Raw genomic sequence first — 18,252 nt, 5'->3', positions numbered from 1 at the left:
AGCGGACCGCTCACGCGGTCAACTCCCTTTCCAACGGGGTGCGGAAGCGCGGTGTGACCCGCGCTTCCCCCACCCAGCGGGCCAGCCGGGATGCCTCTTCCTCGATCGCCGCGGTGGCATCCCGGCCGGCGTTCGTCAGGAGCCGCCATACCGGTTCGCCATCGGCGCGCAGTGCCCAGCCGCCGACGATCCGGCCGTCCCACCACACAGTGGGGCCGATGTTGCCGGAGCGGTCGAAGAGGGCCGCCCGGTGTTCGGCAGAGAGGTGGAAACCGCGGTCGGCCCAGCCCATCGCGCTCGGGTCGAGCGCAGGAAGCAGCGCCGCCCACGGCTCCGGCGCCGGCTCGGGCGCGGTGTCTCCCGGCGCGACCCAGCCGGTCGAGCCGTCATCGAGCCCCACCTCCTCGGCTTCGGCGGCCGCCAGCGCCTTGCGGACCTGGCCGAGCCCCCAGCCCGTCCACCACTTGAGGTCGGCCTCCGAAGCCGGCCCGTACGAGCGGAGCCAGCGCAGGGCCAGCTCCGCCTGCGCTTCGGCGGTGGCGGGAGCCTGCCTCGGTTCGGCTGCCGTCCAGCGGAACTGGCTGGACGTCCAGGAGCCCCGGGGCCGGTCCCGGCGGATCCGCCCCTCGGCGGCCATGATGCGGATGACGCGGGAGGCCACCCCCTGTACCGCTTCGTACTTCTTGCCGGGGAAGACCGTGATCTTCGTACGCAGGGCGGGCACGGCGGCGGAGAGTTCGCTGCCCGTGGCCGCCCCGCAGGCGGTCAGAGCCGCCTGGGTGGCCTTCTCCGCCGCGTTCAGCCAGCGCTCGTCCAGGCCCTGGCCGTCCTCCGCCAGGTGCTTCAGGAAGGTCCTGCGCTCCTTGGCCGCCACCGCGCGCGCGTTCGTCGCCTCGATCTGCGGGGCGAGCGATTCAGGCACGACGAAGAGCGTGTTGCGCATGGAGAGGAGCCGGACCAGCGAGACGTCCTCGTACAGCGCCTTCTCCACCGCGGCGACGCCCGGGGTACGGAGTCGGGCGCACACGGACAGGAAGACCGTGGACGCGTCGGTGGCGTGCAGAGCGACCAGGGCGTCGGCCACGGCCACCGGGGAATCGGTCCGCGTGGCGGGTGCCAGCAGATGGCGTCCGGCCAGCCTGATGCGGCGCTGCCCGTCGCTGACGTGGTGCATCGTCGTTCCCCTCGGATGCCGATGTGCGGTCAGAGAGCGAGCTTGAAACCCACATGACTGGCGACGAAGCCGAGCCGTTCGTAGAAACGGTGTGCGTCGGTCCGGCTCGCATCCGAGGTCAGCTGTACCAACTGGCATTTCTGGCGCCTGGATTCGTCCACCGCCCACCGGATCAGCAGGGTGCCGAGCCCGCTGCCGCGTTCGTCCCTGTGGACGCGGACGCCCTCGATGACGGAGCGCGTCGAGCCGCGCCGGGACAGGCCCGGGATCACCGTCAGCTGGAGCGTGCCGACGATCCGGCCCGCGCGCACGGCGACCATCAGGTGCTGGTTCGGATCCCCGGCCAGCCGCCGGAAGGCAGCCAGGTACGACGTGAGGTCGTCCGGAGACTCGCGCTCCGCACCCAGCGGATCGTCGGCCAGCATGGCCACGATCTCCGAGAGGTCGTCGACGCCCGCAGCACGTATTTCCAGATCGCTCATGATCAGCAGCCTACGCAGTGGCCACGGGCCACGCGGTGGCATTCGGCCTGCGGACCGGTCTACACGGGGACCTTCAGTTCCTCGACCGCGCGCACGAGCGGCACCAGCTCGGGGTCCTTGGCGGCCTCGTCGAGTGCGGCGCGCAGGGCGGTGTCATTGGTCGGCCTGGCCTCGGCGAGCAGGGTGAGACCCGCTTCGGTGACGTCGGTGTAGATGCCCCTGCGATCGGTGTCGCAGAGATAGCGGGTCAGCAGACCGCGGTCCTCGAGGCGGGTGACCAGGCGAGTGGTGGCGCTCTGGCTGAGTACGACGGCGTCGGCCACCTGCTTCATCTGCAGATGTCCGCCCGGTCCGCTGTGCTGCCGGCTCAGCACGTCCAGCAGCGAGTACTCCCGCACGCTGAGGTCGTGCCTGCTCTGCAGGGCACGCTCGATGTGGGCCTCGATCTTCCCGTGGAGCAGGGAAAGCGCGCACCAGCCCTGGGAGAGGGCGGTCAGTGCCGGGTCCGTCGCTGTCATGGGTGTCTCTCCTCCGTGCTGGAGCTGCTTACGTACAGGATAGGCGACGTACGCAATAGCCCGCGCTTGCAATTAACCAGCGCATGCAATTATTGTGAACGCTCGTAAGGCGCAGACGCAATCTCCAGGGAAGGTGTAACCCATGCCGCTCGCGCTCCTCGCCCTCGCCATCGGGGCATTCGGTATCGGAACCACCGAGTTCGTGATCATGGGACTGCTCCCCGAGGTGGCCGCGGACTTCCAGGTGTCGATCCCGGCAGCCGGCTTCCTCGTCACGGGCTATGCGCTCGGGGTCGTCCTCGGCGCCCCGCTGATGACCGTGCTCGGTACCAGGGTCACCCGCAAACGCATGCTGATGATCCTGATGGGGCTGTTCGTCGTCGGCAACGTGGTGTCCGCGACCGCACCCGTCTTCGAGGTCATGCTCGTGGGCCGGGTCATCGCGTCCCTCGCCCACGGTGCCTTCTTCGGCATCGGATCGGTCGTGGCGGCCGACCTGGTCGCGCCGCACAAGAAGGCCGGTGCGATCGCGATGATATTCACCGGGCTCACCGTCGCCAACGTCGTCGGTGTCCCGCTCGGCACCTATGTCGGGCAGAGCGCCGGCTGGCGGGCCACGTTCTTCGCTGTCGCGGCCCTCGGCGTCGTCGGCCTCCTCGGAGTGGCCAGGCTCGTCCCCGACCAGCCCCGCGCCGAAGGCGTCCGGCTCCGCCACGAGCTGGCCGCGTTCCGCAACGTGCAGGTCCTGCTGGCCATGGCGATGACGGTGCTGGGCTTCGGCGGCGTGTTCGCGGCGATCACCTACATCACGCCGATGATGACGGAGATCGCCGGCTACTCGGCCTCCTCGGTCACCTGGCTGCTGGTCCTCTTCGGGCTCGGCATGGTCGGTGGCAACCTGCTCGGCGGCAAGTTCGCCGACCGCCACCTGATGCCCCTGCTGTACGTGTCGCTGGGGGCGCTGGCCGTGGTGCTGTCGCTGTTCACGCTGACCGCGCACAACAAGATCGCGGCAGCCGTGACCATCGTGCTGATCGGTGGCCTGGGCTTCGCCACCGTGCCCCCGTTGCAGAAGCGGGTGCTCGACCAGGCGGCGGGCGCACCGACCCTCGCCTCCGCCGTGAACATCGGTGCCTTCAACCTCGGCAACGCGCTGTCGGCCTGGCTCGGCGGCGTCGTCATCGCCGCCGGTCTCGGGTACACCGCGCCCAACTGGGTCGGCGCGGTCCTCGCCGCATCCGCCCTGGTCCTCGCGGTCGTCTCCAGCACCCTGGAGCGCCGCACGGCCACCCGGAGCCGCCCCGTCGCCGCCCACGTCCCGGAGCCGGCCGCCGCAACCGCCGCCCGGCGCTGACCCCCGCGCCCCACGTTCCCCGCACCGCACCAAGGAGTCATCCCATGAGCAACCTCACCACAGCCGTCGCCCCGCTGACCACCCAGGACGCGGAGGCGCTCATCGCCGCGGCCCGTCAGGCCGCCGAGGCCGCGGGCGTCGCTGCGGCGGTCACGGTCCTCGACGCGGGCGGTCATCTCCTGGCCTTCCGCCGCGACGACCGCGCAGTCCTCATCGCCGGCGAGACCAGCACCCGCAAGGCCTACACGGCACTCCAGCTCAACGCCCCCACGGCCGACCTGGTCGATGCCGTCCAGCCGGGAGGCCTCTTCCACACCCTGCCCACCGCGTTGGACCGGCCGCTGCTGTTCATCGCCGGCGGCGTTCCGGTCCACCGCGAAGGTCGGCTGATCGGCGCCATCGGCGTCGGTGGCGGGGCGCCCGAGCAGGACCACGGGTTCGCGACCAGCGCCGTGGACGGCCTCGTCTGAGTCCGCTTCTTCCTTGAGGGCGAAGGCAATTCGTCGGTGCCGACTCCCATGTGGCCGCAGCATTGGGGCACATGGGAGCTGACATTCATGGGTTCGTCGAATGCCGATATCGGTGGGCGGACCCGAAAGCCCTGTGGTCCGGGGCCATTGACGAGGGCGGTTGGTGCCTCGTCTCCGAAGCGGTCTGGAGCTCCCGGTTTGCAGCGGTGCACGGCAGCGAGAACGTCCGGCTCGACCACTGACGTCCGGTTCGACAACATCCCGGCGCGAGCGCCGCTCCGGACCCGGTTCCCGGGCCCGTGTCCTGGACCCGGTTCCCGGGTCCGTGTACCGGCCGGAGTCTCAGCCCGTCGCCACGCTCAGCGGCGCGAAGCAGTGTGTCCAGTTCCCCGGCTGCCGGTCCCCCAGGGCCATCACCGTGGTCTCGGAGCCGGGCTGGAGGCCGCGCTCCCCGAGCCAGTCGAGGAGCTCGTGGTGGCGGGCATCGATGTCGGCCCGCAACGGCAGGTCGGTCGCCCCGGCCAGCGAGGCCACCAGTAGTTTCGCCGTAGCGGTGTCCCGAGCGATCAGCGGACCGACTACCTGGCTGCCTGCGCTCGGCCAGAGAGCCCCGTAACCGACGAGCTCCCCGCTGTCCTCGGCCACCCGCAGATGATCGGCGAAGGCCGGGAGACGGGTCAGTAGATGTGTCCGGTCGAGGCCGAACGCGTCCGCGTCCAGCCGGAGCATGGCCTGCAGGTCCCCGGCCGTTGCGGGACGAACGGTGCGGTCCGGTCGAGCGAGCGCCTCCGGACCGCCGCCGGGCTCGGCAGTCGGCCGGAAACGGCCGCCCATCCGCTGTGCGGTGCCCACCGCGGCGAACCCGAACTTCTCGTAGAGCGGGCGCCCCGATGCTGTCGCGTAGAGGCTGAGCGGGGCGCCCCCGGTCCATTCGATCGTCTGCTGCATGAGGTACCGGGCGACTCCTTGTCCGGCATAACGCTCGGCGACCAGCATCATGCCGATGGCGGCCATACGAGGGCCGTAGGAGGTCACCACACACGTTGCCATCAGGCCCTTGCCGTCTGGATCGTCGATACCGAAAGCCGTTCCCGCCGTGAGGAGCAGCCCCCAGCGGTGCTCGTCACGCGGCCAGCCGCGGTTCTCGCTGAGGTCGGCGCAGGGGACCAGATCGTCCCGGGTGAGACGCCGGACGGGTAGATCGGCGAGTGGGCGGGGCAGTGAGCTGGGCATGAGGGTCAGGCTGTCCGACGTGGTGATCGCTCGTCCACCGCTTTAACGGAACTGGCCGAGATCCGCAGGCGCCGGCCACGTCGGGTCGGACCCCACGGCTTCAGTACCGAGATGGCTGTCATGAAGAGATAGGCCGCCGTGGCCACCGCCGGAGCGACGACGAGGTTGATGTCGGCCCTGCCGAGCTCTGCGGCCTCGTTGATGCCGGGGCGCAAGGAGAGGACCGACAGTCCCGTCGTGATCAGGGTGAGCCAGAACTTCGTCCAGACCCAGCGGTGCCTGGCCAGTCCCCAAGGGGTGCGGAGCGACAGGATCAGACCGCTGATGAGGGAGAGCAGGGCGACCGGCACCACGAGCCAGTCACCGAAGATCTTCATGGCCCGGGTAGCGGCCCGTGCGGTGGCCGGGTCCCCGGTCGCGAGGGCGGCGATGGCCAGCGTCAGCAGACCGATGGTGAGTCCGAGCCAGCTGACGGATACCGCGACGTGTGCGGCAAGGAGGTTTCGGCGGGGGCGGCGGCTGAGTGGTTTCACGTGAAACACGGTGCCGGGAGCCGTCCGCCCGGTCATCTGCCGAGGGGAGTATCCGTCCGTACTGACCTCGGCGTAGCCACTGCCCCGGCGCAGGCACCGCCCTGGACGTAGGCACTGCCCCGACGTAGGTGCTGCTCGGAGCGGGTAGTCGGGGAGGGCTCAGCCGTCCCGTCCGCCCCGGATCAGCCCAGGTCGGTCGCGTGCATCGCCCGGACGCCCTCGATGTTGCCGTCCAGGTAGTGCCGCAGCGACAGCGGCACGAGGTGCACGGCGGCGATTCCGACCCTGCTGAACGGCACGCGGACGACGTCGTACTCCCCGCAGGGGTCGTCGATCTCGGGTCCGTGGCGCAGGGACAGGTCCATCGAGTCGAGCCGGCAGACGAAGAAGTGCTGGACCTTGACGCCCTTCACCCCACTGCCCTCGATGTGTTCCACGGTGTCGACGAAGCAGGGGACCACATCGGTGATCTTGGCCCCGAGCTCCTCGTCCACCTCGCGGTGCAGGGCGTCGACGACGGTCGCGTCCTCGGGCTCGACCCCGCCGCCCGGCGTGAGCCAGTAGGGGTCGACCCCAGGCTTGGTCCGCTTGATCAGGATGAGGTCGTCGCCGTCGAGCAGGATGGCGCGTGCGGTGCGCTTGACCACAGGGCGTTCGGTCATGGCAAGAGAGTGGCCCGCTGGACCCCTTCTGAAACACCTGAGGGCTGCCGGAGCGTTCTGCGGTCACCAGTCGGCCGCGGCGCGCACCAGCCACTCGTGCGCGCGAGCGAGATGCGGCAGCGCGAGCGTGCCGGTCCGTGCGGCGAGGAAGTAGGTGCGCAGCGGGGGCACCGGAGGGTCGAGGAGTGCCACCACCTCGCCCCGCTCCAGTGCGCCCTCGCAGAGGTAGCGGGGCAGGACGGCCAGCCCGGCGCCGGCCGCCGTGCACTCCAGGACGGCCCGCAGATCCGGTGCGATGACGGCTCCGGCGGCAGCCGGCCGGGCGTCGAAGACCGCGGCCCAGTAGCGGGAGACGAGCGGCAGGCTCTCGTGCACCTCCACCACGGGCAGCTGTTCCAGGACGACCGGGCCGTTGCGCCGCAGGGTCCCCGGGCCGAGCCGCCCGGCCCAGCGGGGCGCGGCGATCAGGACGTGCTCCTCGTCGCAGAGCGGGGTCGCGGTGAGCAGACCGCCGCGCGGGCGGGCCGTCACGATGGCCAGGTCGTGGTGTCCGGCGGCCAGACCATCCAGCGTCTCGTCGGTGTCCGCGGAGAACGAGCTGCGCAGGGCGAGGCCCTGGGCGATCAGCGGGGTGAGTGCGGGCAGCGCCCGTAGCGAGGTGAACTCCGGTGGCCCGGCCAGATGCAGGGTCCGGACGCCCGACTCCTCGTCCAGCTCCGTCTCGGCGATCTCCACCAGCGCGTCCAGATGGGGAGCGGCCCGGTGCGCGAGTTCGTCCCCGATGGTGGTGGGGGTCACGCCGCGGGCCCGGCGCAGGAAGAGCGGGCGGCCCAGCTGCCGTTCCAGCGTGCGTATCTGCGAGGTCACGGCGGGCTGGGAGAGGCCGAGGAGCGCGGCGGCCCGGGTGAACGAACCGGCCCGGTGCACGGTGACGAACGTGCGCAGCAGGGCCAGGTCCATGTCCTGTCCCTCCCACCCCGTGCGACGTCTCGGGCCCGGACAACCATAAATATGGCGATAGGCCGCTGCCGCTACTGTGATTGGACACTGACTCAGAGTCAACTAGCCTTGTCGAGACGGTGCTTCGCGTGAAGAACGCGGAGGGCCGGGACGGTCCGAGCCACGAGGGGGGAGGTTCGGGCCGTCCGTACAGCCTCTGCTGCCGCGGCCGCTCGACCGTCGGCCGCTCCTGCTGCCGTCGGCACGGCGGCCGGCCCCGTCGCGATCGCCTCAGCCCCTGCCGTCCGCAGCAGCCCCGGTCGTCCGCCTCAGCTCCCGGCGACAGCTTCTGCCAGGGCCTGTGTCACGTCGGCCAGCAGGTCCGCCGGGTTCTCGGCGCCCACCGAGAAGCGGATGAAGCCTTCCGGCACCGCGTCGCCGCCCCAGCGGGCCCGTCGTTCGGCTGTGGAACGGACCCCGCCGAAGCTGGTCGCGTCCTCGGCCAGCCGGAGCGCCGAGAGGAAGCGCTCGGCGGTCTCCCGGTCGGCCAGAACGAACGAGACCACGGAGCCGAAGCGCCGCATCTGCCGGACGGCCTTCGGGTACGACGGGTCGGCGGGCAGGCCGGGGTAGCGCAGCCCGGTCACTTCCGGGCGCTCGGTGAGTGTCTCGGCCAGAGCGAGGGCGTTCGCGCACTGGCGCTCGATCCGCAGCTCCAGGGTGGCCAGCGAGCGGTGTGCGAGCCACGCCTCCATCGGCCCCGGGATCGCGCCGACCACTTTGCGCCAGCGCCGTACCCCCGCCGCCAGCTCGGGATCGAGGCAGGCCACGTGGCCGAGCAGGATGTCGCCGTGCCCGGTCATGCCCTTGGTGTCGCTGGCCACCGAGAAGTCGGCGCCCAGCTCAAGCGGGCGCTGGCCGAGCGGGGTGGCGAGCGTGTTGTCCACGGCCACCAGCGTCCCGCCCGCGTGCGCGGCCTCGACGAGCCGCCGCACGTCACAGACGTCGAGCCCGGGATTGGACGGGGTCTCGATCCACAGCAGCCTGGCGCCCTCCAGGGCGTCCAGCTGGGCATCGCCCCCGGTCGGGGCGGTCCGCACCTCGACCCCGTACGCCTCCAGCTGTGCCCGTACCAACGGGAGCGCCTGGTATCCGTCGTCGGGCAGCACGATCACGTCACCGCTGCGCGCCTGGGACAGCAGTACGGCCGAGACCGCCGCCATGCCGGAGGCGAAGACCGTGGTCTCGACGCTCTTCCCCGGCGCTTCGAGTTCGCCGATGGCCCGTTCCAGATGGGTCCAGGTCGGGTTGGTGTCGCGGCCGTAGGTGTAGGGGCCGACCGGCTCGCCGGAGAGATGGAAGTGTGCGGCGAAGACCGGGCCGGGCAGAGTCGGCTCGTACTGCTCCGGTTCCGGCAGGCCGGCACGTACCGCGCGGGTTCCGTCGCCCATGGTGCTCATACTGCGTCCTCGCTTCTCTCCCCGGTCCGTCGCCGGTACTGCCTGCACTGTTCCAGGTGTACGCGGATCAGTCCTCGTCGGGCAGGACCACGTTCAGCGCCCAGGAGACGATCGAGATGATCAGTCCGCCGAGGACGGCGGTCCAGAAGCCGTCGACGTGGAAGCTCAGATCGAACTGGTCGGCCAGCCAGGAGGTCAGCATCAGCATCAGCGCGTTCACGACCAGGGTGAACAGCCCCAGCGTGAGGATGAAGAGCGGCAGTGTGAGCAGCTTCAGGACCGGCTTCACGCAGAAGTTGACCAGGCCGAAGATCAGCGCGACCACGATCAGGGTCAGGACCTTGCGGCCGGTGCTGCCGCCGGTCAGCGTGATGTCCTGGAGCAGCCAGATGGCCACTGCCAGCGCACCTGCGTTGGCGATCGTCTTGACTACGAAATTCTTCATGTGTCTGATCGTGGCAGACATGATCGGTGGCGGACACCGGCCGGGTATATGTAAGGGACGGACAGGCCATGAAGGCATTCAGACTGGACGAGCTGGAGGCGGAACGGGCCGCCAACGACGGCGCGTATCTGCAGTTCGTGCGTGAACGGAACATGTCTGTAGGCCTGTACGCGCTGGACGCCGGCGAGCTCGACCCGCAGCAGCCGCACAAGCAGGACGAGGTCTACCTCGTCGTCAGCGGACGCGCGTCGATCACCGTGGGCATGGAAACCACGCAGGTGGGCAGAGGAAGCGTCGTGTACGTACCTGCCGGCACGGCTCACAAGTTCCACCACATCACCGAGGACCTGCGGGTGATGGTGGTCTTCTCGCCGCCCGAGGGCTGAGGGGGCCGGGAGACGGAGCGGTCTCTCGGGGATCCCTAAGGGTTCGATCAGGGGAGTTCAAGGGATGCGAGGCCCCCGCAGATCACCGCCGCCCCTCTAGCATCGGAGCAGGAACTCACAGAGACGAGGTAGGACAGATGGCGGTGCGGGAGATATTCGCGGGAATGCCCTGGTGGGTGAAGTGGATCGCGGTGCCCGTCATCGCGATCGTCGTGTTCGGTGGTCTGATCGCCAGCGTGGTGGGCTTCGTCGTCTGGCTGCTCTTCAAGATCCTGATCGTCGTGGTCCTGGTCGGCGGGATCGTCTTCCTCGTGCGGAAGTTCATGTCGTCGTCCTCCTCCTCGCGCGGCGACTGGTAGGAGACCGGTGGTGACCGGTGGCCGCACCACCGGTAGCACGGTTAGCCCAGGTGAGCGAAGCGGAGGACGAAACAGCAACCCTTCCGGACGCTGCCGATACAGTGGAAATCCGCTGCCGCCGTCTGGGAGAGCACCGTCAGTCACCACCTGACCAGTGGTGGGCAGGGCATCCGGCCTCCGGACCCGAACCTGCGGCAGACATGTGGGGGCGGCCTCCACAGGCGGGCTGACCGCCCGTCACCATGCCTGGGGGTGACCGTTGACCACGGCATCGAGTACCGCTGTGCCGACGTTGATCGGATCGGTGCAGCGGGCGCTGAGGCTGCTGGAGGCAGTGGGCGCCCATCGCGACGGGGCGCCGGCCAAACAGCTCGCACGTGAGGCGGGGCTTCCACTGCCCACCGCCTACCACCTGCTTCGCACCCTCACCCACGAGGGATATCTCCGCCGTGAGAACGGCGTCTTCCTCTTCGGTGCCGCCGCCGAGCGGCTGGTGGGCGACGGCGCTCTGCAGAACCGGCGCAGCCGGATGGCCCAGTCCCTGGGCCGCTGGCGGGACATCGTCGGCGCCCCGGTCTACTGCGCCGTCTACCGCGACGGCGAGATCGAACTCCTCGCGGTCGCCGACACCCCGGCCGCGCCCGCGGTGGACGAATGGGCCGCCTTCCAGGAGACCGGGCACGCCCACGCGATCGGCCAGTGTCTGCTGAGCCAGCTCGACGAGAAGGCCCTCGAGGACCACCTCGACCGCCATCCGGTCCGTCCGCTGACCCGGTACTCCGTACGCGACCGTCCGGAGCTCCTTGAACGGCTGCGGTCGCTGGAGCGAATGGAACCCGTCATCGAGCGGCAGGAGTACGCCCTCGGGACGGTCTGCGCGGCCATCCCGATCGCGGCCGGCTTCACGGCAGCGGCGATGGCCATTTCGGTACCCCTGGATCAGGAAGAACGATTGCTCCCCGCAGTCGAACGACTACGTGGCGAAGTGGCCAGCCTCTTGCGTTCGTTCGTGTTCTCTATCAGTATCTGAAAAATCACTCCTTGTGATCTGCTATCGCGTGCACCACGATGGCGTCAATAGGGCCATGGGGGATCATTCCTGGCCAGATTCATCTACTGCGGGGTTGAACGATGCGCGAGTCGGTTCAAGCTGAGGTCATGATGAGCTTCCTCGTCTCCGAGGAGCTCTCATTCCGTATCCCGGTGGAGCTCCGGTACGAAGTGTGCGATCCGTACGCGATCCGGATGACCTTCCATCTCCCCGGCGATGCCCCCGTCACCTGGGCTTTTGGCCGTGAGCTGCTGCTCGATGGCCTGAACAGCCCCAGTGGCGACGGCGACGTACACATCGGGCCGACCGAGCCCGAAGGGCTGTGCGACGTCCACATCCGGCTCCAGGTGGGGGCGGATCGTGCCCTCTTCAGGGCGGGCACAGCACCTCTTGTGGCCTTTCTCGACCGGACGGACAAGCTCGTCCCGCTCGGCCAGGAGTGCACGCTGGGTGACTTCGAGGGCAATCTGGAAGAGGCATTGGGGCGAATTCTGGCCGAGGAGCAGAACGCCGGCTGACGGGGAACCGCCCTTCCGGCCCCGGGTGCCGGTCGAACACCACACCTGCCGAACGGGTGAATCACTCTCCGTGTGCACCTGTTCAGGCCTTCGCCCGTCGCCGGCGTCCTCTGCCACTCCGTACGGGTGCCGAAGCTCCGGCTTCCGCGCCGACCCCCGTACGGTCTGCGGAGACGACCAGCGCCGCGAGCGCGGTGGTCACCGGCACCGAGGCGACCAGCCCGATCGAGCCGACCAGTGTCCGAACGATCTCCTCCGCCACCAGCTCGCTGTTGGCCACCGTGCCCACGCTGCTCTGGGCGATCGAGAACAACAGCAGCAGCGGAAGCGCGGCGCCCGCATAGGCGAGCACCAGGGTGTTGACCACCGAGGCGATGTGATCCCTTCCGATTCTGATACCTGCCCGGTAAAGCTGCTTCGCACTCATGGTCGGGTCCGCCTGGTGCAGTTCCCAGACAGCCGAGGTCTGGGTGACCGTCACGTCGTCGAGCACCCCGAGGGAACCGATGATGACGCCGGCCAGAAGCAGACCGCTCATGTCGATGTGCGGATACAGGCCGTGGATGAGGCCCGTGCTGTCGTCGGTGTTCCCGCTCAGGCTCGCCCAGCCGATGAAGAGTGAGCCGAGCAGCCCGATCAGCAGCAGCGAGATCAGGGTGCCGACGACCGCGACGGAGGTGCGGGCGGTCAGCCCGTGGCAGATGTAGAGGGCGATCAGCATGATGGCGCTCGCCCCGACCACTGCCACGACCAGCGGATTCGAGCCCTGCAGAATGGCCGGAAGGATGAACAGGGTCAGCACGCCGAACGACAGGGCGAGCGCCACCAGCGCCATGACCCCGCGCAGTCTGCCCACGACGACCACCGCGACTGCGAAGATCCCGGCCAGCAGCGCCATCGGGAACTTCCGGTTCACGTCCGTCACGGAGTACTGGAGGTCGTGGGGCGCGTCGGGGGCGTACGCGACGACGACTTCCTGCCCCTCGCGGAGCTGTCGCGGTGCGCCGGGCTGGATCACCTCGATGAAGGTGCGCCCCTTGTCGTCGCCGCTTGTGACCTCGACCGTGGCCTTCTCGCAGTCCGCGGCCCCGCCGCCGGTGGCCGGGTCCTTGGCCGGCGGTGTCTCGCCGTCGACGGGCAGCTGGGCCGCGTTCACGTCCTTGCAGTCGACCTTGTCGATGTTCACCACCTTGGCCTGTTGGGTCTGCCGGTCGAAACCGACACCGGTGCGCTCGTGCGCCGGCGCACCACCGGGCCAGAGCACGACGAGACCGACGGCGACCGCGGCCGCGAACGGGATCAGCACGGCGGCGATCACCTTGCGCAGGTGCTTGGACACGGGAGCGGCGGGTCCGTGCGAGTGCGTGTGGGCGTGCTGATGGGACGGCTGCTCGGGAACGATATGGGGGGACGTCACCGGCCGATCATCGCAAGACGAGCGAGGCCCACTGTTCAGCACACCCGCGAGGGCGTTAGCGTGGTGGCACCTTTGCACACGCGGGAGCTCGGAGCACCGGGCTGAGAGGGCGCTGATCTCCGTACGTCCGTACGGGACAAGCTGCGCCGACCGCCGAACCTGTTACCGGGTAATGCCGGCGTAGGGAGTAGGTCTCATGACCACAGCGGACGCACGTATGCCTGCCTCCAATCAGAGCGACGAGGCCGGGAAGTCCATCGGCTGGCACAAGGGGTACGTCCAGGGCTCGCGCCCGGACCTCCGGGTGCCGGTCCGTCAGGTGCACCTCAGCAACGGCAAGGACGTGACGCTCTACGACACGTCGGGGCCGTACACCGATCCTGGTGTCGACACCGATGTCCGCCGCGGACTCGCCCCGTTGCGCGAGAACTGGATCATCGCCCGCGGCGACACCGAGGAGTACGCGGGCCGCGCCGCCCGTCCCGAGGACGACGGGATCAAGCACACCTCGCCGCGCGGCGGGCTGCGCAATCTGGACGCGGTCTTCCCCGGCCGCCCGCGCCAGCCGCGGCGCAGCCGGGACGGGAACCCGGTGACCCAGCTCGGGTACGCCCGACGCGGCGAGATCACCCCGGAGATGGAGTACGTGGCGATCCGGGAGAACGTCGCGCCCGAGGTGGTGCGCGAGGAGATCGCCGCAGGCCGGGCCGTGCTGCCGGCCAACGTCAACCACCCGGAGATCGAGCCGATGATCATCGGCAAGCGGTTCCTGGTGAAGGTGAACGCCAACATCGGCAACTCCGCGGTGACGTCCTCCATCGAGGAGGAGGTGGACAAGATGACCTGGGCGACCAAGTGGGGCGCCGACACGGTCATGGACCTTTCCACCGGGCGCAACATCCACACCACCCGTGAGTGGGTACTTCGCAACTCCCCCGTGCCGATCGGCACCGTGCCCCTCTACCAGGCCCTCGAGAAGGTCGACGGCAGGGCGGAGGAGCTGACTTGGGAGATCTACAAGGACACCGTGATCGAGCAGGCCGAGCAGGGCGTCGACTACATGACGGTCCACGCCGGCGTGCGCCTGCCGTACGTGCCGCTGACCGCCCGCCGCAAGACCGGCATCGTCTCCCGGGGCGGCTCGATCATGGCGGCCTGGTGCCTCGCACACCACAAGGAGTCGTTCCTGTACGAGCACTTCGAGGAGCTCTGCACGATCCTCGCCTCGTACGACGTGACGTACTCGCTGGGTGACGGGCTGCGGCCCGGATCGATCGCGGACGCCAACGACGAGGCGCAGTTCGCCGAACTGCGCACGCTCGGCGAGCTGAACACGGTCGCCAAGCGGCTCGGCGTCCAGACGATGATCGAGGGCCCCGGGCACGTCCCGATGCACAAGATCAAGGAGAACATCGACCTTCAGCAGGAGATCTGCGAGGAGGCGCCGTTCTACACGCTCGGCCCGCTGACCACCGATGTCGCACCGGCGTACGACCACATCACCTCGGGCATCGGCGCCGCGATGATCGCCTGGTGGGGGACGGCGATGCTCTGTTACGTCACGCCCAAGGAGCACCTCGGCCTGCCCAACCGGGATGACGTGAAGACCGGTGTGATCACCTACCGGATCGCGGCCCATGCGGCGGACCTCGCCAAGGGGCACCCGGGGGCGCAGGAGTGGGACGACGCGCTGTCGGACGCCCGGTTCGAGTTCCGGTGGGAGGACCAGTTCAACCTGGCGCTCGATCCGGACACGGCACGGGAGTTCCATGACGAGACGCTGCCGGCCGAGCCGGCGAAGACGGCGCACTTCTGCTCGATGTGCGGTCCGAAGTTCTGCTCCATGAAGATCAGCAGGAGCATCACCGAGCAGTTCGCTCCCGACCTGGTCGCCTCGGCCTCGGACGAGGAGATCGAGGCGGGGATGCTGGAGAAGTCCAAGGAGTTCGCGGCGAGCGGGAACCGGGTGTACCTGCCGCTGGCGGACTGACGCCCACGGTGCGCGTCCCGCGCTCCCGACCGGGTCCGGCCCGGTCGGGAGCCGGGGGGCGGTCGGGGGCGCGGCTCGGTGGCCAGGCGTGTTCGCGCCACCGGTCGGTCAGCGCGATGGGCATGCTCACGGCTGCGGTTGAGCGTGCGTCAGGCGCCGGAGCCCGGGTGGGGAGCCACGCCGAACGGGTTGTCGACGACGTATCGCCAGAAACCGTCCGCCCCGCGGCGAGCGATGTCCGTCGCCGTGCCCGCGATACGGACGTCGCTTCCGTCGACGGCGACTCCCTCGACGAGCCAGTCCACGATCAGGAGCGCGATGTCGCCCGCCTGGTACGTCCGGCGCGGCGTCACTCTGATCGGGACCCGCAGCGCGAGGAACTCGCCGTTGGCGCGCAGCCGCTGCGACCCCGTCGTCGGTTCGCCGGGGCGCGGGACGAAGACCGAGCCGGGCTCGTACATGAGGTCGAGGATCTCGGGGTCGAACGTGTTGAACGCCCGCGCGAGGGCGTGCGGATGCCCGGCGGCATCCGTGGCGAGCTGCACACTGGTGGAATGCGTCATACCTTCAGACAACAGTCCGTTGACGTGGGTCACCAAGCGGAAACCCTCGCGGGGCCGGATCGCGAACTGGCGCCGACCGAGCGGGGCCGCACCAGCCGTCCCGATCCCGGCTGCCCCGTCGAGGTGGCGCTCGCAGCGGTCTCCGGACGCTGGACGACGCTCGTCCTGCGTGAACTCATGGGCGGCCCGCTCGGCTTCACGGAGCTGCGGGAACGGCTGCCGCAGCTGTCGGCGAAGGTGCTGAGCCAGCGGCTGAGGGAGCTCCGGGACGGCGGCCTGGTGTCGGCCGAGCGGCTGCGCGGCTTTCCGGTGCGCACCCGCTACGCGCTGACGGACGGGGGACGGACGCTGCGGCCGTTGCTGATCGAGCTCTATGCCACCGGTGAGGCGCTGCTGGGGCTGAGTGCCGGCCGTGACGGCGAACCGCAGAGCTCCTGACCGTGCCTCCGGCCGGAACCCGGACGCGGAACCGGTCAGTCCATCTCGTGTTCCGGCCCGCCGAAGTCGGGGCTGGTGAAGTCCGGACTGGTGAAGGTCGGCCGGGGCGCGGCCGCCGGCCCGTCGTCCGGGCTGGAGAAGTCCGGCCTGCTGTAGCCGATCTTCGGGATGCGGTTGGCCGAGGGATAGGGCGTACGGGCGGCGGGCGCGGCGCCCGGGTCGGCCAGCGCGTCCCGCAGGAACGGCAGGATGCCCCGCTCCAGCAGCGCGTGCCGCCAGGCCTCCCGGGCCCGCGCCACGTCCTCCGGCAGTTCCTCGCCGGGGTCGTCGGCGGCCAGCGACGTGGAGCCGTTGCGCAGGGCCGTGAGGAGCAGGCCGACGGCGGCGATCAGGATGGCGGCCGCGGTGAGGGCCGTGAAGACCCAGCCGGCGCCGACCATGGTCCCCGCGAAGGACGGCGGCGGGCTCAGCATCTTCAGGATGTAGCCGACCAGCAGGAAGATCACCGCGGCCGTGCCCGCCAGCACCGGGGCGAGGACTGTGACGACGGCTCCTATGCCGGCCCCCGACCCGTTGGGATCGTCGGCGCCCGTGGCCGTGGCCGAGTCCTGGTCGGAGGCGGCCGCACCGGTACGCAGTTCGTCGCGGGCCTTCACGTAGTGCTCGTACTCGGTGGCCGCGGTGGCGGTGATCAGGGCGGTGGCGGCCATCGCCATGGTGCGCAGCTGAACCGGGTTGAGCCGTTCGCCGACTGCGGCCAGATCTGGTCGTTCATGGGCGTGACGCAGCGCGTCGTCGAGGATCCGCTCGTACTCGGGGCGGTCCTCGGTCAGCAGGTGCGGAGCGCTGTTCATGTGTGCATCCCCCGATGCTCCGTAGGGCCTGCGTGCCCGATTCACCGGGCAGTCGGGCGGAAACGGAGGAGAGCCTGCTACTGGTACGCCGATGGTAGAGCGCCCACGGCACAGGGTGACAGGGGGTTTCCGGAAATAGGCCCAGTGGTCGGCACGGTCAGGTCGTTGATGCGTCTTCCCCGAAGAACGTCAGTCATGCAGGGGGAGTTGGACGACCAGTAGCTTTCCGGCCATGGTCACTCCGCCGTCCATGGCGATGGCGAGCCCGTCCGCGTACACGTGCGGGCCGTCCACCAGCGGGCCGGCGTTGTCCTCGCCGTCCTCGGACCCGACCTCACCGAGCAGATACGGAATGGGGCTGTGACCATGGACGACGCGCCGGCCGCCGTAGGCCGCCATCAGCTGCTGGACGGCCTGCGGGCCCGACTCGTCGCGGAAGGCGAAGCGCTTGGTGAGCTTGCGGAAGAGGTCCCAGCACTCGTCGGCGTCGTTACGGGTCAGGATGGCGTGCACCGTGTCGTTGACGTCCTCGATGGTGGAGCCGTAGTCGAGGTAGGCCGTGGTGTCCGAGTGCATCAGCAGATGCCCGTCCTCCTCGACGACCGCGTCGAGTCGGGACATCCACTGGAGGTGGACGTCCTGGAGGCGCTCCATGTCGCTCTTCTGGCCGCCGTTGAGCAGCCATGCGGCCTGGAAGGTGGCGGTGCCGGCGCCCGAGTTCACCGGGGTGTCGGCGAACCGCTTGGCGCCCAGGAGCAGCAGCTCGTGGTTGCCCATCAGCGCCTTGCAGTAGCCGCCGGCGGCTGCGGCCTCGGCGGACAGCCGCATCACGAGGTCGATGACGCCGATGCCGTCGGGTCCCCGGTCGGTGAAGTCGCCGAGGAACCAGAGCCGCGCGTTGCCCGCGGACCAGTTGCCCTCGCCGTCGATCAGGCCCTGCTCGGTGAGCGCGGCGTGCAGCTCGTCCAGATATCCGTGCACGTCCCCGACCACGTACAGGGGTCCGAGCTCCGGATCCTGTGCGGGCCGGGGTTCGGGAACGGCCCGCACCTGGACGGTCTTCTCGCGGGTGATCACCGGAAGGTCCCGCGCGGTGGGGGTGTACCCCTCCGGCGCCTCACCTTCCGGGAAGGCGTTGCCCGGGTGCGGAGACGCCGGCGGTGCCGGGGACTGCGCATAGGGCGGTACGCGGAAGTCGCGCAACGTCGCCGTCCGCACCGCGGGTTCCTGACCGGCCCCCTGTGTCATCGACCCCTCCACCACCGTCGCGCCGCCGTACACCTGACGGGCCCTGCTGGTCGGGGCGGTCCGCGGTGTCGTCCGCCCATCATAGGAATGCGAATCGTGCTCTGTGACGCACCAGGGGTGGTGAATCCGAACGCACCCCGGGTTCGTCGGCCGATTGA

The 18,252-nt window shown here is 69.8% G+C and carries 21 protein-coding genes and 1 riboswitch; of the genes, 8 read left to right on the top strand and 13 right to left on the bottom strand.

Going from position 1 to position 18,252, the window contains the following annotated elements:
* Positions 1-10: 10 nt before the first annotated feature.
* The 3 genes from EDD93_RS10165 to EDD93_RS10155 are packed head-to-tail and all read right to left on the bottom strand — an operon-like array spanning position 11 to position 2,174.
* Complete coding sequence (locus EDD93_RS10165; RefSeq protein ID WP_123524839.1) at positions 11-1,174, bottom strand: winged helix DNA-binding domain-containing protein; 1,164 nt, start codon at positions 1,172-1,174, stop codon at positions 11-13.
* 29 nt (positions 1,175-1,203) lie between these two features.
* Positions 1,204-1,656 carry a GNAT family N-acetyltransferase gene (locus tag EDD93_RS10160; RefSeq protein WP_123524838.1) on the bottom strand — a complete coding sequence of 151 codons (453 nt, stop codon included), beginning with the start codon at positions 1,654-1,656 and terminating at the stop codon, positions 1,204-1,206.
* Positions 1,657-1,715: 59 nt separating this feature from the next.
* Positions 1,716-2,174: a MarR family winged helix-turn-helix transcriptional regulator gene (locus tag EDD93_RS10155; protein WP_073733208.1), complete on the bottom strand. Its 459-nt coding sequence runs from the start codon at positions 2,172-2,174 to the stop codon at positions 1,716-1,718.
* A gap of 142 nt (positions 2,175-2,316) precedes the next feature.
* Between EDD93_RS10155 and EDD93_RS10150 the strand changes: the two genes are divergently transcribed.
* Both EDD93_RS10150 and EDD93_RS10145 read left to right on the top strand, forming a co-directional pair.
* Positions 2,317-3,528, top strand: coding sequence for an MFS transporter (locus EDD93_RS10150; protein ID WP_123524837.1), 1,212 nt, complete (start codon positions 2,317-2,319; stop codon positions 3,526-3,528).
* A gap of 44 nt (positions 3,529-3,572) precedes the next feature.
* Complete coding sequence (locus EDD93_RS10145; protein WP_123524836.1) at positions 3,573-3,998, top strand: heme-binding protein; 426 nt, start codon at positions 3,573-3,575, stop codon at positions 3,996-3,998.
* A 342-nt stretch (positions 3,999-4,340) separates the two neighbouring features.
* Here EDD93_RS10145 and EDD93_RS10140 read toward each other — a convergent pair whose 3' ends face one another.
* The 6 genes from EDD93_RS10140 to EDD93_RS10115 form a co-directional block, all read right to left on the bottom strand.
* Positions 4,341-5,231, bottom strand: coding sequence for a GNAT family N-acetyltransferase (locus tag EDD93_RS10140; protein ID WP_123524835.1), 891 nt, complete (start codon positions 5,229-5,231; stop codon positions 4,341-4,343).
* A gap of 5 nt (positions 5,232-5,236) precedes the next feature.
* Positions 5,237-5,764, bottom strand: a complete 528-nt coding sequence (locus EDD93_RS10135) for a DUF2269 domain-containing protein (RefSeq protein ID WP_123527683.1) — start codon at positions 5,762-5,764, stop codon at positions 5,237-5,239.
* Between the two features lie 182 nt (positions 5,765-5,946).
* Positions 5,947-6,426: an NUDIX domain-containing protein gene (locus tag EDD93_RS10130; RefSeq protein ID WP_123524834.1), complete on the bottom strand. Its 480-nt coding sequence runs from the start codon at positions 6,424-6,426 to the stop codon at positions 5,947-5,949.
* A 63-nt stretch (positions 6,427-6,489) separates the two neighbouring features.
* Positions 6,490-7,386, bottom strand: a complete 897-nt coding sequence (locus tag EDD93_RS10125) for a LysR family transcriptional regulator (RefSeq protein WP_123524833.1) — start codon at positions 7,384-7,386, stop codon at positions 6,490-6,492.
* Between the two features lie 308 nt (positions 7,387-7,694).
* Positions 7,695-8,825 carry a cystathionine gamma-lyase gene (locus tag EDD93_RS10120; RefSeq protein ID WP_123524832.1) on the bottom strand — a complete coding sequence of 377 codons (1,131 nt, stop codon included), beginning with the start codon at positions 8,823-8,825 and terminating at the stop codon, positions 7,695-7,697.
* Between the two features lie 67 nt (positions 8,826-8,892).
* A complete protein-coding gene (locus EDD93_RS10115) occupies positions 8,893-9,270 on the bottom strand; it encodes a phage holin family protein (protein WP_123524831.1) in 378 nt (125 codons plus the stop codon).
* 68 nt (positions 9,271-9,338) lie between these two features.
* On the opposite strand from EDD93_RS10115, the gene EDD93_RS10110 reads away from it, so the two are divergent.
* The 4 genes from EDD93_RS10110 to EDD93_RS10095 all read left to right on the top strand — a co-directional run bounded on the left by EDD93_RS10110 (position 9,339) and on the right by EDD93_RS10095 (position 11,584).
* A complete protein-coding gene (locus EDD93_RS10110; protein WP_123460477.1) occupies positions 9,339-9,656 on the top strand; it encodes a cupin domain-containing protein in 318 nt (105 codons plus the stop codon).
* Positions 9,657-9,793: 137 nt separating this feature from the next.
* Positions 9,794-10,015 carry a DUF5326 family protein gene (locus tag EDD93_RS10105; RefSeq protein WP_123524830.1) on the top strand — a complete coding sequence of 74 codons (222 nt, stop codon included), beginning with the start codon at positions 9,794-9,796 and terminating at the stop codon, positions 10,013-10,015.
* Positions 10,016-10,274: 259 nt separating this feature from the next.
* On the top strand, positions 10,275-11,045 hold the full coding sequence (locus tag EDD93_RS10100; protein ID WP_311318305.1) for a helix-turn-helix domain-containing protein: 771 nt from the start codon (positions 10,275-10,277) through the stop codon (positions 11,043-11,045).
* 101 nt (positions 11,046-11,146) lie between these two features.
* Positions 11,147-11,584, top strand: coding sequence for an SsgA family sporulation/cell division regulator (locus EDD93_RS10095; protein WP_024489558.1), 438 nt, complete (start codon positions 11,147-11,149; stop codon positions 11,582-11,584).
* Positions 11,585-11,666: 82 nt separating this feature from the next.
* Here EDD93_RS10095 and EDD93_RS10090 read toward each other — a convergent pair whose 3' ends face one another.
* Complete coding sequence (locus tag EDD93_RS10090; RefSeq protein ID WP_123524829.1) at positions 11,667-13,001, bottom strand: YibE/F family protein; 1,335 nt, start codon at positions 12,999-13,001, stop codon at positions 11,667-11,669.
* 70 nt (positions 13,002-13,071) lie between these two features.
* A riboswitch (TPP riboswitch) is annotated at positions 13,072-13,205 on the top strand.
* On the opposite strand from EDD93_RS10090, the gene thiC reads away from it, so the two are divergent.
* Positions 13,198-14,991: a phosphomethylpyrimidine synthase ThiC gene (gene thiC, locus EDD93_RS10085; protein ID WP_123524828.1), complete on the top strand. Its 1,794-nt coding sequence runs from the start codon at positions 13,198-13,200 to the stop codon at positions 14,989-14,991. It overlaps the preceding riboswitch by 8 nt.
* A gap of 149 nt (positions 14,992-15,140) precedes the next feature.
* On the opposite strand, the gene EDD93_RS10080 is transcribed toward thiC, so the two are convergent.
* Complete coding sequence (locus EDD93_RS10080) at positions 15,141-15,554, bottom strand: DUF4440 domain-containing protein (protein WP_123524827.1); 414 nt, start codon at positions 15,552-15,554, stop codon at positions 15,141-15,143.
* Between the two features lie 24 nt (positions 15,555-15,578).
* On the opposite strand from EDD93_RS10080, the gene EDD93_RS10075 reads away from it, so the two are divergent.
* Entirely contained in the window at positions 15,579-15,992 is a 414-nt protein-coding gene (locus tag EDD93_RS10075; RefSeq protein WP_260255684.1) for a helix-turn-helix domain-containing protein, read from the top strand.
* Positions 15,993-16,027: 35 nt separating this feature from the next.
* On the opposite strand, the gene EDD93_RS10070 is transcribed toward EDD93_RS10075, so the two are convergent.
* Positions 16,028-16,846, bottom strand: a complete 819-nt coding sequence (locus EDD93_RS10070) for a hypothetical protein (RefSeq protein WP_123524826.1) — start codon at positions 16,844-16,846, stop codon at positions 16,028-16,030.
* Positions 16,847-17,035: 189 nt separating this feature from the next.
* A complete protein-coding gene (locus EDD93_RS10065) occupies positions 17,036-18,094 on the bottom strand; it encodes a metallophosphoesterase (protein ID WP_123527680.1) in 1,059 nt (352 codons plus the stop codon).
* Between the last annotated feature and the right edge of the window lie 158 nt (positions 18,095-18,252).

Source organism: Streptomyces sp. 840.1, assembly GCF_003751445.1.
Lineage (GTDB): Bacteria > Actinomycetota > Actinomycetes > Streptomycetales > Streptomycetaceae > Streptomyces.
Note: the sequence above shows the minus strand (reverse complement) of the source record. Positions and strands in the feature narration are given on the sequence as shown.